This window comes from Chryseotalea sp. WA131a, assembly GCA_025370075.1.
Classification (GTDB): Bacteria; Bacteroidota; Bacteroidia; order Cytophagales; family Cyclobacteriaceae; genus ELB16-189.
Genome location: CP073016.1, coordinates 3,415,284 through 3,441,856, shown reverse-complemented (window position 1 = coordinate 3,441,856; position 26,573 = coordinate 3,415,284). Strand labels below are relative to the sequence as shown.

At 41.1% G+C, this 26,573-nt stretch carries 29 protein-coding genes; 14 read left to right on the top strand and 15 right to left on the bottom strand.

Translation table 11 applies throughout. The annotated features are described in order from the left end of the window. Positions 1 to 10: 10 nt before the first annotated feature. Positions 11 to 562 carry a hypothetical protein gene (locus KA713_15795; GenBank protein ID UXE65912.1) on the bottom strand — a complete coding sequence of 184 codons (552 nt, stop codon included), beginning with the start codon at positions 560 to 562 and terminating at the stop codon, positions 11 to 13. A gap of 232 nt (positions 563 to 794) precedes the next feature. On the opposite strand from KA713_15795, the gene KA713_15790 reads away from it, so the two are divergent. From KA713_15790 to KA713_15780, 3 genes are read left to right on the top strand one after another with little or no spacing between them, the layout of a single operon-like run. Further along, positions 795 to 1,526: a TIGR04255 family protein gene (locus tag KA713_15790; protein ID UXE65911.1), complete on the top strand. Its 732-nt coding sequence runs from the start codon at positions 795 to 797 to the stop codon at positions 1,524 to 1,526. 11 nt (positions 1,527 to 1,537) lie between these two features. Continuing rightward, positions 1,538 to 1,894 carry a hypothetical protein gene (locus tag KA713_15785; GenBank protein ID UXE65910.1) on the top strand — a complete coding sequence of 119 codons (357 nt, stop codon included), beginning with the start codon at positions 1,538 to 1,540 and terminating at the stop codon, positions 1,892 to 1,894. 1 nt (position 1,895) lies between these two features. After that, the gene (locus KA713_15780; GenBank protein ID UXE65909.1) at positions 1,896 to 2,129 is read left to right on the top strand and encodes a hypothetical protein; all 234 of its coding nucleotides are present in this window, start codon (positions 1,896 to 1,898) and stop codon (positions 2,127 to 2,129) included. Positions 2,130 to 2,652: 523 nt separating this feature from the next. Here KA713_15780 and KA713_15775 read toward each other — a convergent pair. After that, positions 2,653 to 3,246, bottom strand: a complete 594-nt coding sequence (locus KA713_15775) for a hypothetical protein (protein ID UXE65908.1) — start codon at positions 3,244 to 3,246, stop codon at positions 2,653 to 2,655. Between the two features lie 184 nt (positions 3,247 to 3,430). Here KA713_15775 and KA713_15770 point away from each other — a divergent pair, with 184 nt between their 5' ends. Then, positions 3,431 to 3,760 carry a hypothetical protein gene (locus tag KA713_15770; GenBank protein ID UXE65907.1) on the top strand — a complete coding sequence of 110 codons (330 nt, stop codon included), beginning with the start codon at positions 3,431 to 3,433 and terminating at the stop codon, positions 3,758 to 3,760. A gap of 37 nt (positions 3,761 to 3,797) precedes the next feature. Here the strand turns inward: KA713_15770 and KA713_15765 are convergent, their stop codons facing one another. Next, positions 3,798 to 5,036 (bottom strand): beta-lactamase family protein, encoded by a 1,239-nt coding sequence (locus tag KA713_15765; GenBank protein ID UXE69157.1) that lies wholly within the window; start codon positions 5,034 to 5,036, stop codon positions 3,798 to 3,800. 177 nt (positions 5,037 to 5,213) lie between these two features. After that, complete coding sequence (locus tag KA713_15760; GenBank protein UXE65906.1) at positions 5,214 to 6,035, bottom strand: helix-turn-helix transcriptional regulator; 822 nt, start codon at positions 6,033 to 6,035, stop codon at positions 5,214 to 5,216. Between the two features lie 437 nt (positions 6,036 to 6,472). On the opposite strand from KA713_15760, the gene KA713_15755 reads away from it, so the two are divergent. The 5 genes from KA713_15755 to KA713_15735 all read left to right on the top strand — a co-directional run bounded on the left by KA713_15755 (position 6,473) and on the right by KA713_15735 (position 9,048). Next, positions 6,473 to 7,201: a TIGR04255 family protein gene (locus KA713_15755; protein ID UXE65905.1), complete on the top strand. Its 729-nt coding sequence runs from the start codon at positions 6,473 to 6,475 to the stop codon at positions 7,199 to 7,201. A gap of 6 nt (positions 7,202 to 7,207) precedes the next feature. Then, positions 7,208 to 7,555 (top strand): hypothetical protein, encoded by a 348-nt coding sequence (locus tag KA713_15750; protein UXE65904.1) that lies wholly within the window; start codon positions 7,208 to 7,210, stop codon positions 7,553 to 7,555. Then, positions 7,555 to 8,103, top strand: a complete 549-nt coding sequence (locus KA713_15745) for a hypothetical protein (protein ID UXE65903.1) — start codon at positions 7,555 to 7,557, stop codon at positions 8,101 to 8,103. Before KA713_15750 ends, KA713_15745 begins: the two co-directional genes overlap by 1 nt. 21 nt (positions 8,104 to 8,124) lie before the next feature. Then, positions 8,125 to 8,553 (top strand): hypothetical protein, encoded by a 429-nt coding sequence (locus tag KA713_15740; protein ID UXE65902.1) that lies wholly within the window; start codon positions 8,125 to 8,127, stop codon positions 8,551 to 8,553. A 201-nt stretch (positions 8,554 to 8,754) separates the two neighbouring features. After that, a complete protein-coding gene (locus KA713_15735; GenBank protein UXE65901.1) occupies positions 8,755 to 9,048 on the top strand; it encodes a hypothetical protein in 294 nt (97 codons plus the stop codon). Here KA713_15735 and KA713_15730 read toward each other — a convergent pair whose 3' ends face one another. Genes KA713_15730 through KA713_15720 form a run of 3 tightly spaced genes read right to left on the bottom strand, consistent with a single transcriptional unit; the run spans position 9,049 to position 12,024 of the window. Then, complete coding sequence (locus tag KA713_15730; protein UXE65900.1) at positions 9,049 to 10,065, bottom strand: hypothetical protein; 1,017 nt, start codon at positions 10,063 to 10,065, stop codon at positions 9,049 to 9,051. It abuts the gene before it with no gap. 23 nt (positions 10,066 to 10,088) lie between these two features. Next, positions 10,089 to 11,660 carry a hypothetical protein gene (locus KA713_15725; GenBank protein ID UXE65899.1) on the bottom strand — a complete coding sequence of 524 codons (1,572 nt, stop codon included), beginning with the start codon at positions 11,658 to 11,660 and terminating at the stop codon, positions 10,089 to 10,091. A 43-nt stretch (positions 11,661 to 11,703) separates the two neighbouring features. Continuing rightward, entirely contained in the window at positions 11,704 to 12,024 is a 321-nt protein-coding gene (locus KA713_15720) for a Rieske 2Fe-2S domain-containing protein (GenBank protein UXE65898.1), read from the bottom strand. 36 nt (positions 12,025 to 12,060) lie between these two features. Here KA713_15720 and KA713_15715 point away from each other — a divergent pair, with 36 nt between their 5' ends. The 4 genes from KA713_15715 (at position 12,061) to KA713_15700 (ending at position 16,224) form a co-directional block, all read left to right on the top strand. Then, positions 12,061 to 13,362 carry an amidohydrolase gene (locus tag KA713_15715; GenBank protein ID UXE65897.1) on the top strand — a complete coding sequence of 434 codons (1,302 nt, stop codon included), beginning with the start codon at positions 12,061 to 12,063 and terminating at the stop codon, positions 13,360 to 13,362. Between the two features lie 72 nt (positions 13,363 to 13,434). Next, positions 13,435 to 14,697 carry a DNA cytosine methyltransferase gene (locus tag KA713_15710; GenBank protein UXE65896.1) on the top strand — a complete coding sequence of 421 codons (1,263 nt, stop codon included), beginning with the start codon at positions 13,435 to 13,437 and terminating at the stop codon, positions 14,695 to 14,697. Next, positions 14,697 to 15,341: a hypothetical protein gene (locus KA713_15705; protein UXE65895.1), complete on the top strand. Its 645-nt coding sequence runs from the start codon at positions 14,697 to 14,699 to the stop codon at positions 15,339 to 15,341. Before KA713_15710 ends, KA713_15705 begins: the two co-directional genes overlap by 1 nt. Before the next feature lie 16 nt (positions 15,342 to 15,357). Beyond that, complete coding sequence (locus tag KA713_15700) at positions 15,358 to 16,224, top strand: PD40 domain-containing protein (protein ID UXE65894.1); 867 nt, start codon at positions 15,358 to 15,360, stop codon at positions 16,222 to 16,224. A gap of 78 nt (positions 16,225 to 16,302) precedes the next feature. Here KA713_15700 and KA713_15695 read toward each other — a convergent pair whose 3' ends face one another. The 5 genes from KA713_15695 to rbfA form a co-directional block, all read right to left on the bottom strand. Further along, positions 16,303 to 16,971 (bottom strand): hypothetical protein, encoded by a 669-nt coding sequence (locus KA713_15695; GenBank protein UXE65893.1) that lies wholly within the window; start codon positions 16,969 to 16,971, stop codon positions 16,303 to 16,305. Next, complete coding sequence (locus KA713_15690) at positions 16,968 to 17,903, bottom strand: DMT family transporter (protein UXE65892.1); 936 nt, start codon at positions 17,901 to 17,903, stop codon at positions 16,968 to 16,970. Before KA713_15690 ends, KA713_15695 begins: the two co-directional genes overlap by 4 nt. Positions 17,904 to 17,995: 92 nt before the next feature. Beyond that, on the bottom strand, positions 17,996 to 20,944 hold the full coding sequence (locus KA713_15685) for an ATP-dependent helicase (GenBank protein ID UXE65891.1): 2,949 nt from the start codon (positions 20,942 to 20,944) through the stop codon (positions 17,996 to 17,998). Between the two features lie 180 nt (positions 20,945 to 21,124). Then, positions 21,125 to 22,348 carry an ABC transporter permease gene (locus KA713_15680; GenBank protein ID UXE65890.1) on the bottom strand — a complete coding sequence of 408 codons (1,224 nt, stop codon included), beginning with the start codon at positions 22,346 to 22,348 and terminating at the stop codon, positions 21,125 to 21,127. Next, positions 22,348 to 22,710, bottom strand: a complete 363-nt coding sequence (gene rbfA, locus KA713_15675; GenBank protein ID UXE65889.1) for a 30S ribosome-binding factor RbfA — start codon at positions 22,708 to 22,710, stop codon at positions 22,348 to 22,350. The genes KA713_15680 and rbfA overlap by 1 nt, the downstream gene beginning before the upstream one ends. 86 nt (positions 22,711 to 22,796) lie before the next feature. Between rbfA and KA713_15670 the strand changes: the two genes are divergently transcribed. After that, positions 22,797 to 24,191 carry a hypothetical protein gene (locus KA713_15670; GenBank protein UXE65888.1) on the top strand — a complete coding sequence of 465 codons (1,395 nt, stop codon included), beginning with the start codon at positions 22,797 to 22,799 and terminating at the stop codon, positions 24,189 to 24,191. A gap of 1 nt (position 24,192) precedes the next feature. Here KA713_15670 and KA713_15665 read toward each other — a convergent pair whose 3' ends face one another. The 3 genes from KA713_15665 to KA713_15655 form a co-directional block, all read right to left on the bottom strand. Continuing rightward, positions 24,193 to 24,951, bottom strand: coding sequence for a triose-phosphate isomerase (locus tag KA713_15665; GenBank protein ID UXE65887.1), 759 nt, complete (start codon positions 24,949 to 24,951; stop codon positions 24,193 to 24,195). 11 nt (positions 24,952 to 24,962) lie between these two features. Then, the gene (locus KA713_15660; protein UXE65886.1) at positions 24,963 to 25,472 is read right to left on the bottom strand and encodes a hypothetical protein; all 510 of its coding nucleotides are present in this window, start codon (positions 25,470 to 25,472) and stop codon (positions 24,963 to 24,965) included. 134 nt (positions 25,473 to 25,606) lie between these two features. Next, positions 25,607 to 26,497: a UbiA prenyltransferase family protein gene (locus tag KA713_15655; GenBank protein ID UXE65885.1), complete on the bottom strand. Its 891-nt coding sequence runs from the start codon at positions 26,495 to 26,497 to the stop codon at positions 25,607 to 25,609. Positions 26,498 to 26,573: the final 76 nt, after the last annotated feature.

Genomic DNA, 26,573 nt, shown 5'->3' with positions numbered 1-26,573 from the left:
GGTGCACCATTCATATAAGTTTTGTCCAGATCAATACTATTGTGGGTCGAACAATCAGATAAAGTACTACACCCAATAGAGCTAAGATTGACCCGATGATAATTGGAAGCACCCCACCAAATGTAAAAGTCATACTGATCACAAATCCAAGAAAACATTCTGCCCGATAAATAGGAAAGGAGAGCGCAAGCGCGAGAAGCCCCATCATCATGTAGGAGGGCATATCTTCGTTTCCAAAAGTGAAAAAAATGGAGATCACTATTCCAAATAGCAGTGCACCAAAAAATCCGTAAAGTACAGAAGCGGGTAGATTTACTTCTTTTGAATTTTTTTCCGCTCCATGATAGATTCTCTTTTGAACTTGATACGATAGAAACCAAGCGAGGAGCGGAACCAAAAGGCCGCCCCACCAGTTGGAAAAGGAAGGCAAATCTTCGCGCGCCAGTAGGTGATGGCTTGGCACACCTCCATGATAATGATTCCAAGTTAGCAATGACCAGATGGCTAGGGCAACGATTCCTGTAAAGTAAAGCCGGGCTTTAAAAAAGGTCGTTTCGGTCATGGTTCGTTAATACACGGAAAGGACTTGAAAAGGTTGTAAGGGCGTGCCCCTGCCGCGCACTCGCTATCGCTGGGTCGCGCTATCCGCTTCTACTCCTCGCGCCCGCCCACGTGCCCACGCAGTTGCAGGGTATCTGCTTCTATTGCTCACGTAGATGTAAACATTTATTTAATATGCTTCAATAAACGTCTTAACTTTGTGTAATAAATGATATGTTTGTCATTAATTCAAAATGGAGTTTAAGAATCATAAAATAACTGAGGCTGTTTGTGCATTCAGGTTTGATCCATCGAAGAACCCATGGGATGTTACCTTCTTTTCTTATTTTTTTGATAAAATCAAGCAGAAAGGTTTCGATAAAAAACAAGAAATCAAACCAGTACAACTCAACTTTGAATTCAAAGGCGACTCAGAACCCCAATCAAACATTCAGCATGGTGAGACACAAATGGTTTTTAAAACCACTAATGATCAACATGCAATCTTAATGGGCAATAACTACATTTCTTTCCACTCCCTCAATCACTATTCCGGCTGGGACGTATTTAAGCCTGAGATAATTGATCCAAATATTGCTGAATACTTTGGTTTAGGATTGGGTAATGGAGTCCTTAGTGCCCAAATGATTTACATAAATAACTTTGATTTAGAGTCGGGAAGATCTCTAGCAGATTACTTCAAGTTCGTTCCAAACATGAAAGATTTCGGTGAAGGTGAGGAAAATTCTCATTTCTTTCAGAGCAATTATACAATCGCTCCAAATAAACAGTTATCTGTAAAAACCGTTCTAAACACAGGATTATTGCCAAAATTGAATAAAAGAGTAATTTTGGAATGCAATTGTATAGCCAACAACAATAGTAACGAGGTTCTTTGGAACACCTTAGCAGATGACGCACATAGCGCAGCGAGAAATGCCTTTATCCAGATATCATCTGATTATTTTAAAAGTTTAATAAAATAGACCTATAACAAATGTTCATAAGTGATTTGGAATTGAATCTTGATCGGATTAAAGGCAATCCCACTATAACTATTGAAAAAATGGAAGCAAAGAAAGACTATAGCTATCCAGACCCATTCAAATACTTTGTGCTATCTCCCGTGGGCAAACAGTACTCTATAACAGGAAACGGTTCGATTTTACTAAATCCCTCAAAAGGTTATTATTCATTTCCCTTCTCGGTCAACATGAGCCAAATTGAGATTTTAGAAGTGGCAACGGAGCTGTTTAAGAGCTCAAAACCACTTTCTGGAAAAGCTGTTCTGGCCCTAGATTATGCTTTAAAAAAGGCAACAAAAAGGCGAACATCGCTGTCTCAAAGATTGTAAGATGGGTTTTAATTTAGAATTAATTGAACGTCTCTTTCCACCCAGTATTTCAGAGCAGCGAAAGAGTAGGCTGCGAGACGGATTAAAACAATTTGCAGTTAACTCTGATTCAAAACTCTATACAGATTTCTATCTAACATATTCACCTAACTATTTTCTACAAGGCGATTTGATTTTTGAATTGCGATTTCCATCATGGGATTCGGAGAAAAGGGACTTTGAAAAAGTGGAGTAATGGACATTTATTAGGCTGTTTTTTAGACGATAGTCTTTAATGGACATTTATTAGGCTGTTTATTTTTGGGATTTGGGTTGATTTGCACATCCAATGTATGATGTTCTTAAGTTTGTTGTGTCAATGGTGAAACGGAAGTAGGCCCTGCTGGAGAGCAACCTATCAGGGATGCCTTGACGGTTCGACAAAATGTCTTTTGACAGGTCATCCAAAGGGTGGCCTGTTGATATTTTGGAGAACCCTCATGCCTTCAAAAACTCATCAATGAATTTCATTTTCCTGTTCAAAGACAGTCCGTTATGGTTTCGTAGTTTGTTTTTCATATCTGCAAAGTGGCCATCAATGGCATTAGTGGTGTTGGGAATGTTGAGTTCCATATTATCGTAAAATGTGAAGAGCCAAGGCAAGTTGGTCTTCAAACTTCTATAGGCGCTGCGGAGCTTGCGGTGTGTGTACCGATTTTTTCCTGCTTTGTCTTTGCTGCGTTCATTGAGGAATTGTTCCCACTTTGTATGCCAGGCGGTCAGGCCCCTTCAAAACTTTCTTTGTCTGTTTTAGATAGCAACAACGCATGTTCACGTAGCTCCTTGGCCGCTTGCACCTTGGGCTTGCGTGTGAGGTATCGCGTAACGATAGCCACTTGATGGAACTGGCACATTTGCTTGGGTACGGTTGGCATTAAGGCGAGCAGCCCTTTCCTTCCATCGCAGACAATGGCCTTTATGTCAAGTCCGCTCTCTTTCAAAAACAAAAGCCCTGCCCCGTACAAACTGTTCGTTTCATTCTTCACGTATTGTTTATAAAGGTTCTTGCCGCTATAGGCATCTTTGAACAGCATCACGCCAAAGGCCCGTCCGAAATAGGTCGTGTCCATCAACACCACTACCGCTGCTTTTTCCAGGGCTGGTGTTTTCACATTCACTTTATCCAACCTTCGTTGAATTGTCTTGATAGAGCAGCCGTACTGTTCGCTCAACTGTTGGTAGGTCTGTTTCCCCTCGGTGTATTCTTGCCATAGCAAATGGCTATCCAATCGCTCACCACCTAAGAATTGCTTACCGCAAGAAGTGCATTTATACAATTGAATACCTTTGACCTTACCATTCTTTTTGGTCATTTTAGACCCGCAGTGAATGCAGTTTTTTTATTCATAGCTTTGATTTGACCTAAAGCTATGGCATTCAATAATTTGCAAGGGTTTCAGCCTAATAAATGTCCATTAAGCCGAAAAAGTGTATTTAGATTCGATAATACTTTCAAACAGTTGTGACATAGATGAGGCAAATCAATCTTCTCGCACTTTGCCAAAGCAAGTAATGATTGCAAAGCTATTTTCGTTGACTGATTTCAAAGAGGGACTTGCTTTTCACGGAATTGAAGATTGTGAGGTTATTGTTGAGCGGCTAAAAAATCAGGAGTATTCAAATCTCATGTATTTTCCACCTATCAACAACACGGAATATATTGCTTTTTTTGATGAATTAAGTTCAGTCTCAAACGAAGAACTTAACGCGTTAAAAATAGATATTGACAGGAACAGGATAGCTTGTTTAGACTGGTTTGGTTATTACCTTTTCATGTTTAAGCTTTCATATCATTTCTGTCGTTTACCTGAAGAAATCGACAGATAAAACCATTCCAAAACCTAATGGGCTATACCAAGTCATGTCAAATCGATAAGATTGATTGAGGCTGGTAGCGTGCACTCAATACAATTGTAATAGCAATAATCACAACCCACCCTATCCCAATAATCCAAATCATTACATCAATCAACATCGGAAAAAGAAACGTATCTACTTTTCCAGTTCTCCAGAAGACCCACTCACTGGCCAATTTTGTGGCGAGTGCGGGGCTTCCGGTTTCAAGAACAATAATCCCGTCACCAGTCTCCGGGTTCAACCGAACGGCTGTATTGATGGGTGGTGTGCTCTTTCCATCGTGACCGATGATGAAATCATTTCCTTCTGTTGTTGCGAATAGTACTGTTCCCAATCCCCAAATGTCAACGCCCATCGATTGACCGTGCGGTTTCCGCATGGCGGCAAGCGATTCTGGTGAAAGCACACTTCTGCCAATGGGTTCGTTATTTTTCCCTTTCAAAAATGCCTGACAGAATAACTCTAAGTCTGCGAGAGAAGTGTACAGCGAAGTAGCGACAAGTGATGTGTAGCGATAATGATCAGCTTTGCTTGCATCGCTGTTGTAAAATTCAGCCAGCTCAACATCAGATGAATCTTTCCACAAATACGAAGAGTGCGTCATGTTAAAAGGAACAAATATTTTTTCTTTCATGTAAGAGGCAAAGGATTGTCCACTCACTTCTTCTACCAGTAGTTGCAGAAGTGTATAGCCACCACCGGAATATTTAAACTCGCCTGGCTTTATACCGACACGTACTTCTCCACTGATGCCTTCATCAGCATCGGCTGCTTTGGTTAAGGATTCTTCTAAAGATTGTATCGGTGTGCCTTTTTTAAAACCTGAGTAACCAAGCCTGTCGGTAAGTCCTGCCGTATGACTTAACAATCTCCGCACGGTGACTTCTTCGTTATTGAACGGACTGGGCGGTAATTGCCATCTCGTTAAGTACTTGCTTACCGGTACATCTAAATCGAGCTTTCCATCTTCAACCAGCTTCATGATTCCAACAGCAGAAATCCACTTGCTCAATGATGCAACCTGAAAAAAAGTATTTCTATCCACAGCCTTTCCTGCCGAATAAAATTTTTCATATTCAACGATGCCATCTTTCATTACTGCCATGGCAAAGTTTCCTACGAATTGTTTGTTCACTTCTACATCAACAGCCTCAAGAAAAGATGCAGGCGTATTTGATTTAGCAATAGGTTGATGAAACCAACCGTTGATGGTACCCAAAAGTGTAATCCCAGCCCATAGAAGCATAAGCAGGAGGGTGCTTAAAATTAAAAGCAGTATTCTTTTCATGTGTTAATATTTTGTTTTGAATGGTCACATGCCTCAGTGGCATTTCGGCACTCAGGTATGGAATGCCCAAGCTAAATTATCATCCTACTGGGTGAGCATTGCTCGTGGGCATTTCATCATGATTGAGAAACTAAATTATGCAACTGTCGCCTCTGGCGATTTAGAAAGATATTCATACCCACGGTAGAGCACGATAATCTCGATTACCACGGTAGGTATCAAGATCACGTAGGTAATGAAAAAGAGCACCACCGTCACGAGCAAACAACCTATTACAATTTCCAGAATGCCTGCGCTGCGCGCGAGTTCGCCCATGCCATCTTGCAGTCGAACGAGGGATATTCCGAATACAATGCTCACAGCACCCATTATTACTGCGATGGCCGTGTAAAAAATCCAGATGCTCTCAAGGTCTTCAACTGAAAGCGAACTGATATCTAAAATTCCCTTGCTTGCCGTGACAATAATAAACAAGTAAGCAGCTACTTTTAGTAGTGAGTTTTCGAACACGGTGCTCAAGGCAATAAATCCTCGGGCGAAAAATGCGAAGGAAACGATCATCACAATCGTAAGGCCGGAGTAGATCGCATTCATCCGAAATCCCCAGTCGCGGCCGTCTGTGAACCAGGCAATATCCATCGTGCCGAGAATAATTTCAGAAATCAGATAAACTGCCCCCGCCAGCACGGCTATCAAGAGTGTGTTTCGGTAGGTGGTGGGTAAAGTACTTTTTTGTGTTTCCATCATTTGGTTTTGTTTGGTTAAAAATGAATCATAACTTTCTCCAAGTGCTTCCAATAAAATTTTTACCGTAATGGTGCGGGGCAATACTTCACCCGCCTCAATGCGTTGAATAGTGCGCACACTCACGTGGCTTTTTTCCACCAACTCTTCCTGCGTCAGGTTTTTTTCTTTGCGTAAGGCGGTCAGTCGTCTGCCCAGTTCCGGTTGTTGCATAACTTTTTTTTAGAAGCACAATGTTACGCGTTTAACGGGCACGGTCGAATCAGCCGTTGCCATTTTCACCCGTCATTTGCCCGTCATTTGATGGAAAGGGCACGACAATGCACAGTTTGAAATGAATTAGAGCAAGCATTAAGATTTTTTTGGCTTGCCCTGCGGTGCCTTAGCGAAGCAAGGCGTGTCCCCGATGCGCGCAAGCCAACGCACAAAGCTAGCGGGGTCGCGCTGTCGGCACTCGCCAGACTTTTTCGGCCCGCCAACCTAAGCGCAGCAAAGGCTGGGCTCAAACAAAAGCCTTCATCGCTCACGCAACAAATTATTTTACTTTGATTATTTTGCCGGTGCTTTGAGAGGAGCTTCAAAAAAGAACAGAAAACAAGGGCATTAACCATTTTTCAGCCACATTTTCATATATTTCGTATTCATACAAGATGAGCAAACTACCACAAGCGCCATTAATAGAGGTAATTTTCGAACTAAGGTGGACCATTACGCCACAAGAGACTCAGGAAATACAATATTTACATGGCGATTTATACCCACTTATAAAGGATGAGTACCCATTTCGTGAGACACTTCAAACTTTTCCCATAGAGTTTCTGTTAAATGCCCCGACACACAGATTTCGCAAAGCGGCTAATGATTATCCTCTAGTACAAATAGGGCCTGGATTACTTACTATAAATACAATTGACTCTAAATATTTTTGGGAAGACTACGAAGAGAAGATTTTGGACGCTATTGGAAAGCTTCAAAAAGTATATACATTTAAAGAATCTCACAGTATAAGATTAGTTTTACAATACATAGATCTAGTTAATTTTGACTTTGAAAGAGAGGATATCATTAGCTTTTTAAAAGAAAACCTTAATGTAGTAGTTAGTCAGGAATTCTATAGCCAAAAGCCAGTAACAAAGGGGCTTGCTATAAATTTCATTTTTGAAAATGAACTTGGAACGTTAAATGTCAGCTTTAATCGAGGAAAAAATTTAAAAAATGAAGAAGGGATTGCCATTCAAACTAATATAACTAGTCATGAAGTTAACGTTAGAACTATGGATGTTAAGAATTGGCTTGAAAAGGCACATGAACTTTGTAGCCAACTTTTTAAGCAAATGACCAAAGGAAAGCTTTACAAAGAATTTTCACTTAAAAGTTAATAAGTTATGGCGCTAACAATAGAGAAGACTTACCCTAATTATACTAGGTTGAAAAGCGGAGGCCTTAACACTTTAAACAATCTTGCTTTCTCAACAGGATTAATAATTTCAGCAACAGCTTTGCCAACGGAGGATACTAATTTTCCTGCAAGCAATATTAAAATAAGTTCTGGTTTGAGGCACACTCATAAAACGGTTTCGACTACACTTGAATTAATTGATCTTATCTCTTGGTCTCAAGAAACATTTGATCAGTTTAATACCACAATAAAACCAAAATACATTAGTGAGGTAATAATTAGAGCAAAGATTCGTAAAGTAGACGTATCACTACCTAAGATTTTTATTGACTGATGCCTTATCCGTGGTATGAGATTCTAAAAAACTCGAATCAAATAAGGCAAGGTGACTTCATACCTAATTGCCCAATTTTTGTTCCTCCATCCAACTTAAATACTGAACTGATTGAAGAGGGGAATGAGGTGGACATATCTTTAAAAAAATTAAACGCAATTGTTGTATCACAATCTTGTGACTTAGAGCATGATAAAGTCGAGATTGTTTTGGTCTGCCCCTACTACTCGCTAGAGTACTTTTTTAGTGCACTTCCAATCAGTGAAAGCACTGGCAATGGAAGAAGAAAGAAAATTGAAGCTCTGAGACAAGGAAATCTTCCCGCATATCATCTTTTGAATAAAGATTTAGACTGTGGGCTTAGTGATTATTCCGTTGTAGACTTTAAAAATGTCTATGGTGTAAACTATGACTTTTTGAAGAGCTTTGTTAGCTCAATCCCAAATAGGCCAAGATTACTGCCGCCCTATCGCGAACATTTGTCTCAAGCATTTGCAAGATTTTTTATGAGAGTAGGATTGCCTAATGATATTGAAGGAGTAATATAGTAAATCAGTTGTGCTCCACAGATGCCAACACTCCCATCCCCTCAACACCAATTCCACGAACTTTCGTTCTACACCCTTGCCCATCCCGACACGGTTTATTTTATTCATCAACATGCCGTAGATGCATTTGCAGCACAAACGGCTGATGAGAACACCAAGCCTATCAAACTAACCTTTGGTCTGATTGGCCTTTACTTGTTTTTAGAAAAAGGATACACGGGCAAGCAATTGCAGAATTCACACGTCAAGTTATCGCAGAACAAAAAAGTGTGGCCTTCGGTGGGTTTGCCCAAATATCGAAGGACTATCACCATCACAGATGTGCTAAAAGCCGAAGAAGGAGTACCCCGCGATCTAATGATTAAAAAGTGGTGCGAATCCGTTTGGGTGGCTTATGAAAACTCGCACGCAGCCATTGCTACATTAGCCAAGATGGAATTGGCGCTGTAACTGCTAAATGTGCTTACTGGCCAGTCCGTTTTCTGATCGCCAATTAATTACCAAAACTGTTCATTTACGTACGTATTTATGTTCAATTTTCGACAAGATTGGAGAGTGCTTCCTTATAAAATGAGCGAAATCAAAGTATTTTAACGTCCATAAAAAGATGAACAATTATTGTAGTGGCATGAAGTATAATTGAGAAACAGTATGGCTACCCGCTCCAATTCCTCCTCCAGCATTTTAGTTATCATCCTTTTGATTTTCACCTTTCCGATTTGGTTTGGTGTTGGCGCAGCTTTGTTTGGGGTAATAGCTGGTTTGTTTGGTGCGATAATCGGCATTATTGGTGCAATCTTTGGCGTACTCATCGCAGCCATCACCCTTCCCTTTCGTCTAGTCTTTGGTTGGCACGATTGGGATTTTGGATTTGATTGGAGCCCGATTACATGGATTGTTTTGTTAATCATTGCCGCATTATTAGTGCGCAGATCAAACAAATAATCAGTTTATTTTTGCATCCGCACGGTAAGCCAAGATGTAGTTGCGAAGGGCATCTTGCCAAGTGAGGTCGGCATCCCACTTGTTGCCAAGAAAAATATTTCCGTACTCAATGCTTTTCATGTAGAATTTGTAAATCGGTTCTTCGCTTAAAATTGTTTTTATCTGCGGAACACCATCAACAAAGTAGGTGGTAGCAAGCGATCGGCCTGTTTGTGTGGGGTCGTATCCTAAAATCTCGCGCGCAATTTTACCCCGCGTGTGCACCATGCGCAAGATGGTTCGAAAACCTTTTGCACCTAAGTCGGCTTCTTCTGTTTGTGGATCAACCAGTTCAAATTTAAAGGGATAATATTGTTTAAGAAATGCCTCCAGTTCGGCATTGTCTTTTTCGCTTGCCATTTTGGGCACGGCTGTTTTAAAGGATTTAGCCTCTACTGAGAAGTTTTGATTGATCCGCCCCGTAAAGTAGGCCATCGGAATATCCATTTCCGGCAAATCGTTGATGAGAAAATTCTGCTTTTTCAAATTGCTAACGCTCAATCGATAAACCGTTCGCAATAATTCTTCAAGAGAAGAGTTGCTCTGCTTCCATCCTGTGCTGGTTTTGTCAATCAAGTTTTTGTTGCCCGCATAGGTGGCAAACGCATACGTAAATTCTTTTTCGGTTTTCTGCACAAAAATTAAGTACTTGATGTTGCGTACCGAAAAATAATTGGCAAAAGCTTTTTGAGTATCGGCCCCTGCCAATACGTAGGCAATGTTCAAATAGCACACTGCATCAATGCCTGTTTGCTGAAAGTATTTTTGTGTTTGGTCTAGTTCAGCTTTGGTAAATGAGTTTTGAAACAATACCACCGAGCGCACCGAAAGCAAATCGGAGGGAATGGTGTTCGTCCAGGTGATTCGTTGCGTGACCTGTTGTTCTTCTGCGGATTGGGCAGATAGACAAAAAGGAAACAATGCAATAAATTGTATCGCTAACTTCATGGCACTGCTACAACGAGAAAATACACTCATTTGGTATAAAAAGATCGGCCACATTACAAGATAGCTAGACTGGCAAACTGTTGGGTCTTCTTTTTCTGACCAAAGAGAATAACCTCCGTATTGGAAATTTGCTTGCATGCTTTGGGGCGAACGATTACTTCGGTATCCATCGCATTGAAAATCGGTTGCTTGTTCATGCCTCCACTTTGATCTACCGAAACAAAAACCACCACCGACTTCCTCGGGCGATAGTTGCTTGCCTTTTCATTTTTTTCTGCTTCTAAGTTTTTAGGGTTGTCGTTGAAGACAAAACCAATTCGCCCCTTGGCCAGCACTAAGCAATATGACGAATAGAATCCACCATCGTTGGCGGTGTGTTGTGTTTTCGGTATTTTCTGTGTCCAGAGAATATCGCCCGAAGGGCTGAACTTAACTAAAATGATGTCGTTGTAGTAATAGTGGTAGTTGGTTTGAGTAGTCATTCCGCCACCGGCCATGCGCATGGTGGTAGTGACGGTTTCTACAAAGTATTGTTCGCCTACCAAAATGGCGCTCCCGTCTTTGCCGATCAAAAGTTTATCAAGATCAAATTGAAATAGCTCAGGTTCTTCTTGCCGCTTTGCCTTGCGCGCCTCACGGTTGCCCATGTTTTGAGTGATGAAGTCAATATCGAATTCTTTAAAACTCTTATGAACAATTTCGGCTGAGGAAGCATCTACCCGTAAAAAATACGAACCACGAATGCTCATTTTGCCTTTTTCCGAATAGAAGCCAGCGCAAATGATATTTTGGGTATCCAATATTTCAATTTGCATATCAGTAAGAAAGCGGTCGTCCAGCGATACAGGGTACTGCTTGATTACGTTGCCCTTGTCGCGGCAAGCCAAAATTTCATAGCTGTAATTGGGCTGCCCTTTGCGTTTGTCCTTTCGTTTTTCTTTGTACACCAAGCCCAGCACGTAGGCATTGCCTTGATTGTCTACCCGAAACGATTCAAAATCATACAACTCATCGCGGTAGGGCATGGTAATGTCTTTGGACCACATTAAATTCAGTTGTTGATCTAAAACGGTGAACCCAAATTTTTCAGGTGAATTTTCGTCATATGGCAAGGCATACAAAACCAAAATCTTTGAACTGTCCCGCGATACACGGTATTGAAAACTACCACGGTTTCTTTTTCCTTTTCCTGTGAAGTCGATCTGCCCAATTACCTTTTCTTGTTTTTTTGGCAACAGCGTTGACTTGTCAATTTCATCAAGGTATAAAGTATTCTTCTTTGTTTTTGTATCTTCAAATGTGTAGAAGAACAGCAGTTTGCCTTTGTGATGCAAGATGTTATTGATTTTGCCTTGTCTTTTGCCAGATTCAATCTCCAGGTCTACAATCGTGCCCGGATTCATGTTCACATCAAAATGCTGCAGTGAGCGATCCACTTTGCCAAAGGCGCGAAACCGATCATGCACGGCATAAAACCCAGTTGCATCATAGCCCACCACGTCATCTAACGTTGAGCGTGGTGTTTTAAATTCCTCGCCCCATTTTACCTTCAGGTTGATATCTTGCCCCAACGCGATAGTGAGTTTAAAAAGAATAAGTAGTACAAGTAGAAAACTAGTTTTCATGAAATACAATTATTTCGTGAGAGTTTTTTGCTGATTCAATCTTCTACAAACCTACAAAAACTCCTTCATCATTTTCGTTCACGGGAAAGGTCTCCGCATCGCGGCAGCGCTCACCTGCTTCTCTCCCGTTTTTCAGATTAAATCGATAGCCGTGCAACGGGCAAATCACTTCGCCTAAATAATTGATTTTTCCCTTGCTCAGCGATTCGCCATTGTGTGGGCATTTGTTTTCAACTGCTCGCAATTCACCTTTCCAAAGTACCATGCAAATGGATTGGCCATTCACCATCAGGTGTTGTGGCGCTCCTTCTTTCAATCGCTCGCACATTTCGCCATTGCTTGAAAATACCTTTATCCACTCCATTCTTTTAGCTACCTTACCTTTCCAAAACTCAAATCTATGAACAAACTCGTCATGTTGTTGGTGTTGCTCTCCATTGCAGCTTCTGCGCAAGTCAATCCCAAACTACAAGCTAAACTCGACCAAGAAGCTAAAGATATAGAACCCAAATTGATAGAATGGCGCAGACATTTTCATCAATACCCTGAGCTTTCAAACCAAGAAGTAAAAACCGGAAAGAAGATAGCGGAGTTTTTGAAATCGTTGGGAATGGATGTAAAATACCCGGTGGCAAAAACCGGAGTGGTGGGTTTGTTGAAAGGCGGTAAGCCCGGCCCCGTAGTGGCCTTGCGTGCCGACATGGATGCTCTGCCTGTGACCGAGCGAAATGCATTGCCCTTTATTTCGAAAGAGCGGGCTCAATTCAACGGACAAGAAACAGGTGTGATGCATGCCTGCGGGCACGATAGCCACATGGCCATACTCATGAGCGTGGCAGAAATACTATCCAAGAACAAAGCGGAATTGAAAGGCTCTGTAAAATTTATTTTCCAGCCAGCCGAAGAAGGCGCACCTGCCAGCGATGGCACCAGTGGGGCCGAGTTGATGATACAAGAAGGCGTGATGGAAAACCCAAAAGTAGATGCGGTGTTTGGCTTGCACATTCAATCGCTGTTGCCCAGTGGAAAAATCGCCTACCGTGCTGAAGGGCTGATGGCCGCGGTAGATGGTTTACAAATAAAAGTGACGGGCAAAGGCGCACACGGTGCAACCCCTTGGGACGGTGTGGATCCAATCTATGTAGCCAGTCAAATTGTGACAGGGCTGCAAGGGGTTGTGAGCCGACAAACTGAATTGACAAAGGCGGGTGTAGTGGTGACGATCGGAAGCATACACGGAGGCAACCGTGGCAACATCATTCCTGAAACGGTTTTGATGGACGGCACCATTCGCACCTTTGACGACAAGATGCAGAAAAAACTGCACGAGAAAATAAAACTTACTGTTGCTAAAATTGCAGAAGCTAACGGAGCAACGGCCGAGGCCACCATTACACGCGGCTATCCGGTTACGTACAACAATCCTGCGCTCACGCAGCAAATGGCAGCAACGCTGGCGCGCGTGGCGGGTGAGCAAAACATCATCATTACTGAAGCCGTGACAATGGCCGAAGATTTTTCGTTCTTCCAACAAAAAGCACCAGGAGTATTTATTTTTCTTGGCGCTTACCCTGCCGATATGAATTTGGAAAAGCGTCCCGTGCACCACACGGCCGATTTTATGATTGATGAAAAATCGTTTGTCACAGGCGTGAAGGCGTTGGTGGGGTTGACGGTGGATTATATGTATGGGAAGAAGTGATTTTGGGCTTTTATGGAAAAAAAACTAGGACTAAAATGACTAAATTGCCAACCAAAACTTAGACAATTAAAAATGAGATTGACCGAACAAATTAGTATTGATGAATTTGACGGAAAACGTTTCAAAATCAGACTTGTAGAGCCAGCCGACAACTACAAAGCGCTAATTACTCATTACTTGCACAACATTAGAAATGGGGTTTCAAAGCATTATAAAAGAGATGCATTAAAAATTCTCAAGAAGTATGTTAGCTATAAAGTCGAAGAAGAGAATTTACCCCTAGTAGCTGAGAACGCCTTACAGCAGCTTCTTTTTGAAGTAGAAAATGTCCCATTTCCTACTCCGCAAAACTACAGTTTTAAGTTCATTGACTTGTTTGCTGGCATTGGCGGTTTCAGACTGGCTTTACAAAACCTTGGCGGTAAATGTGTATTCACAAGTGAGTGGGACAAAGAAGCGCAAAAAACATATAGAGCTAACTTTGGAGAAGTTCCATTCGGTGACATTACAAAAGAGCAAGTAAAAAATTATATCCCAAACGGCTTCGATTTACTATGCGCTGGTTTCCCATGCCAAGCATTTTCTATTGCTGGCAAACGTGGTGGTTTTGACGACACGAGAGGAACATTGTTTTTTGACGTAGCAGAAATTATTAAACGCAAAAAACCTAAAGCAATATTTTTAGAGAATGTAAAGGGGTTAAAAAATCACGACAAAGGGAAAACGCTTGCAACAATTTTAAATGTTTTGAGAAACGACTTAGACTATTTTGTTCCCGAGCCTCAAATAATTAATGCGAAAGACTTTGGTGTCCCTCAAAACAGAGAACGAATCTATATTGTAGGCTTTCATAAGAGCACAGGTGTTAAAGAATTTAGCTACCCTAAGCCACTAAGGAAAAAAGTAAAATTCTCGGACATCAAAGAAAAGAAAGTTGTTCCTACAAAGTATTATCTCTCCAACCAGTACGTCCAAACTTTAATAAATCACAAGGCTAGGCATGAAGGAAAAGGAAATGGGTTTGGCTATGAGATTATTCCAGATGATGGAATTGCGAACGCGATTGTAGTCGGAGGTATGGGAAGAGAACGCAATTTGGTTGTTGACAATCGGATTACGGATTTTACTCCGACAACCCACATTAAAGGTGAAGTAAATAGAAAAGGCATTAGGAAAATGACGCCTAAAGAATGGGCGAAACTTCAAGGCTTTCCTGATGAGTTTATAATTCCCGTTGCTGATGCATCTGCGTATAAGCAATTTGGTAATTCGGTCGCTGTTCCAGCAATTGAAGCTACGGCAAAAGAAGTTCTAACAAGAATACTGAAAAGATAATGGGGATCTTAAAAACTCTAAAACTTGTACAAAAAGAAGATGGACAAACAGCCTCTATTTTTGAAAGCCTATTCCCGTCCTTTTTGAATGTTGAGTACTCAAGGCCGTCCGAATTTGTAGACAAATACTGGTCGGCATATTGCGGGTTGAGAGAAAAACTGATACCTAATGAGCAGAAGAGACGTGGGGTTAATGGAAAGATTTTCGAGTATATCATTTGTGCACTTTTAATCCGAGAAAAGATTTTACCAATCTTTCTTAACGCAAGAGTTGCATTTGTACCAAACATAAATTTCGATATTCTGCTGTACTCAGAAGATTCTGGGCCAATATCACTTAGCATTAAAACCTCTTTTAGAGAAAGATATAAGCAAGCTGACCTAGAAGCCATGGCGCTTAAAAATGTCCACCGCATTTCAAAATGTTTTTTAATTACTTTATCTGATGCTGACGCAAATTCTGTAAGTGGAAAAATTCTCAAGGGCGAGACTTTCGGCTTAGATGATGTAATTGTGGCAAATTCGAAGAAATTTGACAAGTTCATTGGCGAACTGAAGTCCCTAAAATTGAATTTATCGCCAAGAGTACTCGTTATCGACAGCAATCAAATTGTTACTAAGGAATCAATTGACTCTTTAATTTAATCGCCAATTTTACAGAATGAAATATTTGCTTCTGGTCTTTGTTTCCATCGTTTTCAGGCAGGCTTATAGTCAAACTGGCTCCGAAATTTTCCTCTTCAATGTAAAATCGGAAAAAGGAAACATCACCCTTTCCAATCCACGAAACATCACCAACCATAAAGGGTACGATAATCAACCTTCGTTTCACCGCACTGAGCCGTTGGTCTATTATTCATCCTTTAATGACGATGGCCGAGCGGATATTAAAATCTATAATTACAAAACCAAAAGCACATCCAATCTTACAAAAACACAAGAGCGGGAATACTCACCCACCCTCACCCCCGATGGAAAATATGTTTCGTGCATCATTCAACGCGATAACAATGCACAAGATTTGGGTATGTACCCCATTGGAGGAGGCAACCCAGCGGTATTGATTAATCACTTGGTTGTTGGCTACCATGCGTGGCTGGACGCTGACCGAATACTGCTTTTTGTATTGGGCGAACCACAAACGCTCCGCCTGCACAATATTAGAACGGAAGAAGATAAAACACTCACCGAGAGAATAGGACGCTCGTTGCACCGCATCCCCACTAAAAATGCCATGAGCTTTGTAAAGAAGACAACCGATGCAGAATGGTCGGTGATGCAATTGGATAACGAAACCCTCACCATCACCAAATTGATTGATACCTTACCTCAACGCGAAGATTTATGCTGGACACCCGATGGCAAATTGTTGATGAGTGATGGAGCCAAATTATTTATCATCGATCCGTACGGAGACAAACAATGGAAAGAAATGATGTGGCCAGAAGGAGCAAAAGAATTAAAAGGCATTACCCGCGTGGCGATGAATGAGAAGGGAGATAAATTGACGGTGGTGGTAGCGGAATAAGTCACCACCAATAAATTTTTTAACGGAGACTACCACACGCAAACGTTCAAGCGAATGTGTGCGTTCCTCACAGGGATGTCATCTTTCGCCAAACGCCCCTTTTGCAATCCACAATTTTTTAATTTCAAACTGTAGCAAGCCTTGTTGCACAGCCGGGTCGCGTTCAATAACGGCCGAATCCAAATCTCCTTTCATCACTAACACCCCACCTTCGGTGTCGCTAAAAATCCCTTCCATTATTGCATTGCCTGTGCGTTTGATTTCTTTCAAGTAATCGTCATGCTTTACAAATAGCTCTGGCACTTCTTGAATGTTGAACTTGGCAATGTTAGGCGTATACCGAATGAATTGATACGAAACCATTTCGTACGGTTCTTTTAAAGTCATATCTTTTCCCAATCGGAATTGAAAAGGAAGCATCTCTATTTTCCATCGATCGGCTTGCACACCGGGGTCGGTAGCCAGCCACCGTTTCACTTCTTCGATTGAACTTGAATTAAAAATGAAAATCCCACCACCGCCATCAAACGGCCCTGCCGCTACCAGTTTTCCTTCTTTTGCCAATCGGTTGATATTGGCCATGTGCCCTTCCATCAGTTTGTCTGCTTGCTCTTTTGGCAATTCTGCTTTGTCTGTTCGCTTATTCAGAAAAACAAAAATCCGATTGTATTGAGCATGAGCAGATAATTTAATAAATAGGCAAAAGAGTGCACAAGCCAAAATCTTAAATCTCCATTCAAACATCATAAATCTTCTTTTGGTTTGAATTTACCAACAATATACACCCCAATCAAAATCATGATCGTTCCAATGATTTGCTCAACAGAAAAGGATTCTCCTAACATAAAGTAAGCAAGCACTAATGTAGACACCGGACCTATGCTGCTTACAATCGCAGCGTTACCTGAACCAATTCGTTTAATTCCTTCTGCCACCATATACGAAGGCAGCACAGTGGCAAAGATAGCCATTAAAAACCCATACAAATAGGTAAGAGGCGAAAGATGAATGAGCGATGTTTTAGAATTGAATAGAAAATGCAAAAGCACTCCAGCCGAAGCAAAGGCCATCGCGTAACTATTAAATTTTACTGCACCCACCACGGGTATCAACCGACCGCTGCCCACAATGTAGGTTGCATAAGTGATGGCACAACAGAAAATCAACAAAGCACCTAAATAAAAATTGTGTGTTTGTCCTTTTTGAAAATCAATTTCGCCAAAAAAAGCAACGACCAATCCAATGTAACTGATAGCAATGGCGAGTACTTGTATGGATTTTATCTTTTGCTTGAAGAAGAATGCCGAAATCAGTAACACAAGGGTGGGGTAAATGAACAAGATTAATCGTTCGATGCCAGCGGTTACGTACTGCAAACCTAAAAAATCCAACAAGCTACTAATGTAGTATCCCAGACAACCCACAAGTGCTACATACAGCCATTGCTTAGTTGTAAACTTTAAATTTTCTGTTCTGCCCGAAACTACCCATGCCGAAACCAGAAAGAACGGCAACGAAAAAATCATCCGCAAAGCCAATAGGGTTACGGCATCTACTTCTGTATCGCGATACGCTAGCTTTACTAAAATGGCTTTGACTGAAAACAATATTGAGCCAAAAAAAGCAAGTATAAAACCAATCAGGAAAACATTGTTTGATTTTAATAATCTTGATCTCATTAGTTCACCGTAAGAAAAAAAAGTAGCTGACAAGGATAGGCATAGTTAACATTTCAAATTGTCAATTGCTTTTTGCCAACTGCCAATTGGGTCTAACTCATCAACATCTCAATGTCCTCGCGTGTAAGCGCTTTGATTACGTTTTCCTCGTTTTGAATGAGGTTCTCAGAAAGTTTCAATTTATGTTTTTGGAGTGTGAGTATTTTTTCCTCCACCGTATTTTTGGTGATGAACTTGTAGGTGAATACTTTTTTCTTTTGACCGATTCGGTGAGCTCGGTCGGCTGCTTGTGCCTCCACTGCTGGGTTCCACCACGGGTCGAGGATGAAAACGTAATCGGCTTCGGTTAAATTCAAACCTAAGCCACCGGCTTTAATAGAAATCAAAAATACTTTTAAATCAGGGTCTTTGTTGAATTTTTCTACTTGTTCTTTGCGATCGGTGCTCGATCCATCCAAATAGGCAAATGGCACTTTGCGCGTTTTCAACAAATCTTTAACGATCTCAAGATGCTTCACAAATTGGCTAAACACCAACAGCTTGTGCCCTTCTAACATGGCATTTTCAATCATGTGCGAGATGTCGTCCAGTTTGCCAGAGCTACCCGTGTAATGCGTGTCCACCATTTTAGGGTGATTGGAAATTTGGCGCAGCTTGGTAAGGCCTTCCAAAATGGTCATTCGAGAACTTCCAATACCCTCTTTGTCGATGAGATCTAAAATTTTATGGCGGTAGTATGATTTTGCTTCTTCATATTTTTCTTCTTGCTCAGCGGTCATGTTGGTGTAGTAGATGTTCTCTACTTTTTCGGGCAAGTCTTTGGCCACTTGCGATTTTAATCTGCGCAGCATGAATGGCCGGATGATGCCATTCAATTTTTTTGTTCTTGCCTCGTCTGCTTTTTTCTCAATCGGAAGTTGATATTCTTTTTTGAAGAACGATTGCCCACCCAACAAACCCGGGTTGATAAAGGTCATCTGCGACCACAAATCAAGCGTGGTGTTTTCTAATGGCGTTCCCGTCAAGGTCAGCTTAAACCGCGACTTCAATTGCATCACCGCCTTGGCAATGTTGGCCGTGGGGTTTTTAATTACTTGCGATTCGTCTAAAATGATGTAGTTGAAATAAAATTTTTGAAGTTCGTCAATATCCAATCGTGTGATGCCATACGAGGTCAACACCAGATCGTATTTGCTGAAGCGGCTCACATCTTTATTTCGAAGCGTGCCCGTGTAGGTAAGTATTTTTAAATCGGGTGTAAACTTTGCCGCCTCCATCTCCCAATTGTAAATCAGCGAGGTGGGCATTACCAAAAGTGAAGTACCCGCATTTTCTTTCTCTTTTTCAGATTGAAGGAGCGTTAATGTCTGCACCGTTTTACCCAAACCCATGTCATCGGCCAAACAACCGCCTAAATGAAACTCGTTTAAAAATCGCAGCCAATTGTAACCTGCTTTTTGATACGGACGAAGCTCGCCTTGAAATCCCGCAGGCATTGGGTAATCTTTTATTCCTGTAAAGGATTGTAGATTCCGCATGCGCTCACTCATGTGCACTTTGGCCAAATTGCCTTCTTCTAGTTCTGTCACCAAATTGACGTGGTGTTTTTTCAGCACTGGTTTTTCGTGGTCGCCTTGTGTTTCGCTGAGTGCGAACAGATCGCCATACTTAATCAACCACGCATCCGGAATGATGGCAATTTCGCCATTGGGTAATTTAAACTCTACCTTCTTTTTGAGAATGAGCTTGCGCAGTTCTTTAAAGGAGATTTCATATTCACCAAATCGGATTTTTGCATGAATGTCAAACCAATCGATGTTCTCCTTTACTTCGAGTTCAATCACCGCTTTGCCCACAAAATACTTCTTATCGCGATTTTCAGGTTGATTTACTTCGAAACCGAAGTTGAGCAAGTTCACACGGTTCTCATTTATCCAAGAGAAGGCCTGTGCTTTATCGAGGGCGCACCGAAATCCCCGTAAGGGCAAACCTAATTTAATAAGTGTTTGTGCAGATTTTTTTTCAAGGTCGATGTTGCGTCTAATGCGGTGAAAAACATAATCACCATTTTCCTTTTTTTCGACTGTTACATTTACATTGCCAAAGGCATCGCCTCTAAATTTATACTTTCCATAACGGAAAGATAAATCGAACACAATCTTTCCAGCCTCATCATCGGCTGGCGCATCATCATGCGAGGCTTCGAAAAGTGTGGGGGTCGATTTTTCGTTAGCAGGCGGAAGTTCAGAAATGGTCAACAATGGGTGTGGGTCAAATTCGTGCTTGCTGATTTCAAAACCATACGCTTCAATATCATCAAAAGATGCAATGAGCGGAGCCACAAATCGGTTGTAATAGGTTTCTTCCAGATTTTTTGGAATCACCACATGCTTTTTGTTCAGGAAGGGCTGTAATTTCTTTCCATCTACATATTTTTCAAAACCATACAACTTTCCATTGAACACCATCCAGGCGGGTTGTTTGCAAATCAAGTAGGCGGCAGGATTGGGTATCTCAACTTTTCTTCCGTTATGACTAATGGTGGGATAGTAGTTGGTGTTTTCTGGAGTGCGTTCAAAATGAAATTGGATGGTAGCCCGTTTTTCAAGTACCTCCACTTTGCGCCAAGTAGGTTCCCCATCGTTCCCCATTTCAAAAAGGAACTTGCCTTTCATTTTTTCCAATACTGCTGCCCTACGTTTTTCCATGTAGGCTTCAATTTGCTCTTGCAGCAATTCATCGCCTTTGTCTTTGTGAAAAACTTTACTGAAAAACTCATCGGGCTTCAGTAGCTTTTTAGAAAAATGTTTCAGCACGGCATCTTGGCTCATGCTGTCCATTAGCTCTATCAATTCAAAATCACGATTATCTAGCCCTTTCGAAAATTCACGCGCATTTTTAGCCGAAATGTTTTGGTGCTGATAGGTAAGCTTGCCCCGTTCGTCCAAATGAATGATAAAAGATTCAAACACGTAGCCCAAGTACTCGTGCTGATAAAGCGAGTAAATGATTTGAAACGGTTGGACGGCAGATACCTTCATAAAATTTTCTAGATCAGCTTCTTACTAAATGCTTCAAGGCTCATGACCAAGGTCAAAAGCTCTTTTTTGCAGCTTTTCAAAAAAAGCCGAATTGCAAATTATGTAGATTCTGCCATTAAATTCTGTGAATTGTCAACCGTTTCATACACTGTCATTACATCTAGTCGCTAGATTAAAAGGCTATAGCTGGTTGGTAGTAAAAGTTTTGGCTGCTAGCCTAGCGGGGTAAAAAGAGATAACAAAGGTAATTGCGATAATCACAAGAGAAGTGACTCCAAAATCGACCGCTTTTAACTTGACGGGGTAACTATTGACAATAGCATTTTCCATTCCCATTCCCACCAGCCCAAAACGGTCTTGCAGCCAACAAACCCCACCGCCTAGTACCAAGCCAATGGCTGCTCCCCATAAGGCAATCATAGCACCCTCGGTCAAAAAAATAGCCTTAATCACCTGATGAGTGGCGCCCATGGCCGAAAGTATTGCCATATCTTTTTTCTTATCAATGGCCAGCATCATCAACGAAAAGAAAATATTAACTGAAGCAACAAAAATGAGCATCGTCAAAGCGATAAAAAAGAACAACTTTTCCATCTTTAGTAATTTGTAGAAGTCTTTATGCTGCTCTTCATTTGTAAGAACCGTAAATGAATTTCCCAACGTTTCTTTAATGGAATGTTGAATTTGCTTGAGGTTGCTTTCGGCTTTAGTTTTAATTTCTAGCGATGTCCTTTTGTTGCCATAGTCCAGCAGGTCTTGTACAAAATTAAGAGGAAGAAAAACATAGTTCTCATCATAATTTTTTTCGATGGAAAACACAGAGCCTGGCTGAATATCTCTTCGGCTGTAAAGGTTGGAAACATCCAGTGACGTAGCTTTTAAATTCTTAATGTAAAAAACCTGTAACGGATAAATATTTGACTCAACACCTATGCTCAGTGCGTCTTGAACCCCTCTGCCCACAATGGCGTAGTTGATGTTATTTTCATGCAGCCTCAATTTACCATCTACAATACGGTTATCTAAGCGGTGTTGGTCTAAGAAATTGTCACTCATGCCTTTAATAGTAACCACCATATCGGCTTCGCGGTAACGCACCAAGGCATAGTCTTCAATTACTTCGGTTACAATTTCAACTCCCTTTATCGAATTGATTTTTTGTTTTAGCTCGGAAGTAAATTCAAAGGATTTTCCTTGTGCTGCTTCTATCTTCAATTCAGGGTCAAAGGAAGTGTTGAGCGAACGAATCAGATGCTCTAAACCATTGAAAACCGACAAAACGATAATTAAAGCTGCCGTAGAAAAGGCAACACCAATGAGCGATAATATAGAAATGATGTTAATGAAACTCCGTTTGCGTTTGGAAAGCAGATAACGCTTCGCGATGAAGAACGGTAAGTTCACTACTTTTCTTCTTTTGGAATATTTAAACTTTTAATGAGCTCTTCCATGCGCAATGCATTTTCTTCTACCTCATCCACATAAAAATGCAATTCGGGAATAATGCGCGCCTGATTTCGGATGCGTTGACCCAAGTCTTTCCGAATTTCACTTTTCTTGAGGGTGATGCGGTTTAACAAACGTTGCTTGTCTTTGGCAAAGCTCATGCTCAAGTACACTTTGGCCAAGCCCAGGTCGGGGCTCATTTTTACTTCTGCCACGGTGATCAATTGCCCTTCCAACAAGTTATCTTTTTCCTTAAAAAAGATGGTGCTCAATTCTTTCTGAATCAATTTGCCATATTTCTGTTGCCGTACGGTGCTCATAGTTGGCAAAGATAGTTTTATTTATTCGATTGGCTGAAAGACGCTAAGAAGCTAACTCCTTTGTTTTAAATTTGTCCGTTTGAAAAATGCTGCGATTCTTTAGATATAACGATCCTTACCGCCTGTTGGTGGTACTTTTGATTTTGTTGATAGCGGGCCTTACTTTTTATACGTTTTCTCAGCAGCTCACCTCACCCGAGTTAAAATCCATGGTAGTGGGGGAAGCACTTAATGATGGCAAAGCCATGTACGTAGAGATTGTGGACCACACCGCCCCAATCCATGCGTGGTTTAGCGAGTTTACGGATACGCTATTTGGTAGAGGATTGGTGGGTAGACATGTGGTGGCTATTTTATTGATATTCTTTTCGGCAGCATACTTTGCCATTTTGCTGATCAACAATAAAGCCTACAACGAAAACACCTACTTGCCCGCTTTGGTGTTTGCCGTGTTGTGCTGTTGTTCATTCGATTTTTTTCATCTCTCTGCGCCATTGCTTGCGTCCATTCTCTTGCTCTTTGCTTTGAACAATATTTTCCGCGAAATAGAATTTAGGGTGCAACGTGATGAAACATTGTTGAACTTGGGTATTTACATAGGCATGGCTTCTTTGCTGGTTTTCACCTACTTCATTTTTTTGATTGGTACCATTGTACTGCTGGCCGTTTACACCCGCATTTCGTTACGCAAAGTTTTTTTGATACTGGTTGGCTTTTTGCTGCCCCACGCTTGCCTCATCATGTATTACTGGTATGGCGATCACACCTTGGTTTTTTTTGAGCGATTTTATTTGGCCAATATCATGTTGAGTAACCATTCGTTGATTAGCTGGCCTTCGCTGGGGATGCTCGGTCTTGTGCCACTGGTTTATTTTGGTTTTTCACTTTTTATGGTAAACCGCGAAGCGCGGTTTACCAAATACCAATCGCAGCTATTGCAAGTAATGTTTGGCTGGCTGATTGTTGCGTTGATTGAAATTGCCTTTACCCGCGAACGTACACCGCACTCTTTCATCACCATAGTACCCTCCTTAACTTATTTTATTAGCCATTATTTGTTGCTCATTAGAAGAAAACGTATTGCCGAAGTAGCGCTCTGGCTTTTTGTAGTGGGAATTTTGGTGACTGGCACGCTAGGAAAGGAAGGGAGCATAAAAGCGATTGACTATTCAAAAATGAGAGTAGCGAGATCCCCTGGCTCAATCAGCGAAAAACGGGTGATGACCCTTGAAGATGATCTTCCGCTCTATGTCAACAATAAAATGGCCGGTTTTTTCTTGAATGCAGAACTATCGCACTCGATTTTAACGAATCCTGAATATTTTGAAAACGTTGTGATGATTAACAACTGTTTTGAAAAAGATGCGCCCGAAATCATTATGGATAAAAACGATTGGCTGAAACCTTTTTTAAATAGACTTCCAAAATGGAAAAAGGAATATGTGCGAGAAGGGATTTACTACAAACGAATCGCTAAATAGCTTAACAAGCCTTCACAATTTCCACAAACTCTCTTGACTTCAAGGAAGCACCGCCTACCAATCCGCCATCAACATCTGCACAAGCAAAAAGCTCTTTTGCATTGTCTGCTTTTACGCTGCCACCGTACAGAATCGAAATAGAATCTGCAACCGACTGGCCATACTTAGAAGCCAAATGCTTTCGGATAACCAAGTGCATATCTTGCGCTTGTTGTGAAGTTGCTGTTTTGCCAGTGCCAATCGCCCACACAGGTTCGTATGCAATCACCACCTTTTGAAGCACATCAGTCGATAAATGAAATAAGCTTTCTTCCACCTGCTGTTTTACTAGCGTTTCGTGTTCTCCCTTTTCACGGATTTCCAATGGCTCGCCACAGCAGAAGATGGGTGTTAGGGAGTTGGCCAATGCTTTATCTACTTTGACAGCTAACATTTTGTTGGTTTCGCCAAAGTATTGTCTTCGTTCGCTATGGCCAACAATTACATAAGGCACATCGATTGATTTTATCATGGCGGCAGATACTTCGCCTGTGTAGGCACCTGAGTCATGTTCGCTACAATTTTGCGCCCCAACTTTTATGTTGGAATTGCCCAACTGATTCTTGACACTGATTAAATAGGGAAAGGGTGTACAAATAATTACTTCGGTGTTACTTTTCACTTCATCGGCTACCATGCCCATCAGTTCAGCTGTTAGAATTTTTGCTTCTTCTAAAGTCTTATTCATTTTCCAGTTGCCGGCAACAATTTTTTTACGCATAAATAGGTAGGTTATTTTTTTTCAAAGGTAAACACTTCATCGGGGTTTTGCCGTGTGAGCCGCACACTTTTTACGGGAGCTTTATAAGTAATATGCACTAAGTTCGACTGGTCGTCATGCATTTCCATGATGCAATCGTTTAGCACTTTTAATGATTTTACTTTTTTTACGTTGGGTATTTCGATATAGCAGATAAAGGATAAATCTTCTTTTTCAACAGCCAAAAAATTCATCTTCATTATTTTTCCGTCAATCCAAACTTTTAAATGTAACCGCATATATTCTTCCACCAATTGTTGGGTGGTTGCTCCTTTAGGTTCGAGTATATCCAAGTCTGGATTTTTTTTCCACGCCCGAATGGAAAGTTCGGTATCGTCCACAAACAGTCGCGAAGTGATTTGAAACGATTTATCCTTTTCGCTGTAATTGATTTCAGTAACGGAAATGTGGACGGGGTGTACATTCGCCCATGACGAGCCAAGCGTAAGCAAGGTAAAGAAAGCTATCCGTAGTAGTATCATGCGACTTCAAAAGTAAAGGTAATGAGCTGATTTAAAAACCTGAGCGTTGCCAAATTTGCAAGTTGACGGCTTAAACTTAAAAGTAAAATAAAATCTATGAATCTCCCTGCGATAGGTAGATGGTCACCATCACTTTAAAAATACCCCCCATAATGGCTATTCGCCAAAAAGAAATACAGAAAGAAAAGATTAAGGCATGTAGCAGAAACAAAATTCAATCGCATGGTGCGTGAAAAGTCCGCTTTCGATTCATCCTTCCAAACCAGGTAGAACCAATACATAAAATAAATGACCACCGGTGCCAATGCCATTAAAAATTTGATTGCAAAGTCGAATGAATAATAATTGGTAAAAAACCAAGCAAAACCAAAGGCAGCCACTCCAAACACCGCCTGCACAAAAATAAATGTGCCGCGTATGCCCAACAAGAGACTTAATGTTTTATCACCGTGCTTAGCATCCTCTTCGTGTTGATAGACCTGCGTCATGGGGTAGTTGCCCCACAGCATTACGCTGGTCAATGCAGCAGGAATCAAAATTTTGAGTTGAAACAAATGGCCAATTTCTGCGTGATTGATGCCCACGTAGCTCATCAAAAAAGTAAAGAAGCCTTGAAAAAATCCAGTCACTAACCATCCCCCAAACGGGTATTTTTTTAATCGGATGGAAGGATGACTATAAGCTTTGCTGGCCAATCCATAAATCACCAGCATGGTTGCAAACAAGATTCCAATTTTTATGACGGCAAGGCCGATGGCAACCACGTCTAAACCAAGTGCAGAATAGTAAAGACTTTTGTCAACCGGTGGAGGATTCTTCAACCCACCGATGCTCTTTTCATCTTTATCGAAATAGCTGTTGTATCCATTGCTGGCGGGGTACAGAAAAAGATGGATGAGCAAAAAAGACCATAACAATCGATCGGCTGTAAAGTCTGGACTTTGGCTCAACGCAAACAAATAAATAGGTAATAAGAAGTAGCTAAACGGAAATCGAAGGTGAAGAAAAGTGGATTTGAATGACATGCTGCACGCAATTATTTTTCAAGATACAAATTTGAGCAGCTTACTAAATCAATTGACTAACTTTTTTGTTATACTT

Excerpts from the sequence above, each read along its gene's own strand:
- KA713_15795 (UXE65912.1), bottom strand. The coding sequence starts at position 562 with ATGACCGAAACGACCTTTTTTAAAGCCCGGCTTTACTTTACAGGAATC.
- KA713_15790 (UXE65911.1), top strand. The coding sequence starts at position 795 with ATGGAGTTTAAGAATCATAAAATAACTGAGGCTGTTTGTGCATTCAGG.
- KA713_15785 (UXE65910.1), top strand. The coding sequence starts at position 1,538 with ATGTTCATAAGTGATTTGGAATTGAATCTTGATCGGATTAAAGGCAAT.
- KA713_15780 (UXE65909.1), top strand. The coding sequence starts at position 1,896 with ATGGGTTTTAATTTAGAATTAATTGAACGTCTCTTTCCACCCAGTATT.
- KA713_15775 (UXE65908.1), bottom strand. The coding sequence starts at position 3,246 with ATGACCAAAAAGAATGGTAAGGTCAAAGGTATTCAATTGTATAAATGC.
- KA713_15765 (UXE69157.1), bottom strand. The coding sequence starts at position 5,036 with ATGCTTCTATGGGCTGGGATTACACTTTTGGGTACCATCAACGGTTGG.
- KA713_15760 (UXE65906.1), bottom strand. The coding sequence starts at position 6,035 with ATGCAACAACCGGAACTGGGCAGACGACTGACCGCCTTACGCAAAGAA.
- KA713_15755 (UXE65905.1), top strand. The coding sequence starts at position 6,473 with ATGAGCAAACTACCACAAGCGCCATTAATAGAGGTAATTTTCGAACTA.
- KA713_15750 (UXE65904.1), top strand. The coding sequence starts at position 7,208 with ATGGCGCTAACAATAGAGAAGACTTACCCTAATTATACTAGGTTGAAA.
- KA713_15745 (UXE65903.1), top strand. The coding sequence starts at position 7,555 with ATGCCTTATCCGTGGTATGAGATTCTAAAAAACTCGAATCAAATAAGG.
- KA713_15740 (UXE65902.1), top strand. The coding sequence starts at position 8,125 with ATGCCAACACTCCCATCCCCTCAACACCAATTCCACGAACTTTCGTTC.
- KA713_15735 (UXE65901.1), top strand. The coding sequence starts at position 8,755 with ATGGCTACCCGCTCCAATTCCTCCTCCAGCATTTTAGTTATCATCCTT.
- KA713_15730 (UXE65900.1), bottom strand. The coding sequence starts at position 10,065 with ATGAGTGTATTTTCTCGTTGTAGCAGTGCCATGAAGTTAGCGATACAA.
- KA713_15725 (UXE65899.1), bottom strand. The coding sequence starts at position 11,660 with ATGAAAACTAGTTTTCTACTTGTACTACTTATTCTTTTTAAACTCACT.
- KA713_15720 (UXE65898.1), bottom strand. The coding sequence starts at position 12,024 with ATGGAGTGGATAAAGGTATTTTCAAGCAATGGCGAAATGTGCGAGCGA.
- KA713_15715 (UXE65897.1), top strand. The coding sequence starts at position 12,061 with ATGAACAAACTCGTCATGTTGTTGGTGTTGCTCTCCATTGCAGCTTCT.
- KA713_15710 (UXE65896.1), top strand. The coding sequence starts at position 13,435 with ATGAGATTGACCGAACAAATTAGTATTGATGAATTTGACGGAAAACGT.
- KA713_15705 (UXE65895.1), top strand. The coding sequence starts at position 14,697 with ATGGGGATCTTAAAAACTCTAAAACTTGTACAAAAAGAAGATGGACAA.
- KA713_15700 (UXE65894.1), top strand. The coding sequence starts at position 15,358 with ATGAAATATTTGCTTCTGGTCTTTGTTTCCATCGTTTTCAGGCAGGCT.
- KA713_15695 (UXE65893.1), bottom strand. The coding sequence starts at position 16,971 with ATGATGTTTGAATGGAGATTTAAGATTTTGGCTTGTGCACTCTTTTGC.
- KA713_15690 (UXE65892.1), bottom strand. The coding sequence starts at position 17,903 with ATGAGATCAAGATTATTAAAATCAAACAATGTTTTCCTGATTGGTTTT.
- KA713_15685 (UXE65891.1), bottom strand. The coding sequence starts at position 20,944 with ATGAAGGTATCTGCCGTCCAACCGTTTCAAATCATTTACTCGCTTTAT.
- rbfA (UXE65889.1), bottom strand. The coding sequence starts at position 22,710 with ATGAGCACCGTACGGCAACAGAAATATGGCAAATTGATTCAGAAAGAA.
- KA713_15670 (UXE65888.1), top strand. The coding sequence starts at position 22,797 with ATGCTGCGATTCTTTAGATATAACGATCCTTACCGCCTGTTGGTGGTA.
- KA713_15665 (UXE65887.1), bottom strand. The coding sequence starts at position 24,951 with ATGCGTAAAAAAATTGTTGCCGGCAACTGGAAAATGAATAAGACTTTA.
- KA713_15660 (UXE65886.1), bottom strand. The coding sequence starts at position 25,472 with ATGATACTACTACGGATAGCTTTCTTTACCTTGCTTACGCTTGGCTCG.
- KA713_15655 (UXE65885.1), bottom strand. The coding sequence starts at position 26,497 with ATGTCATTCAAATCCACTTTTCTTCACCTTCGATTTCCGTTTAGCTAC.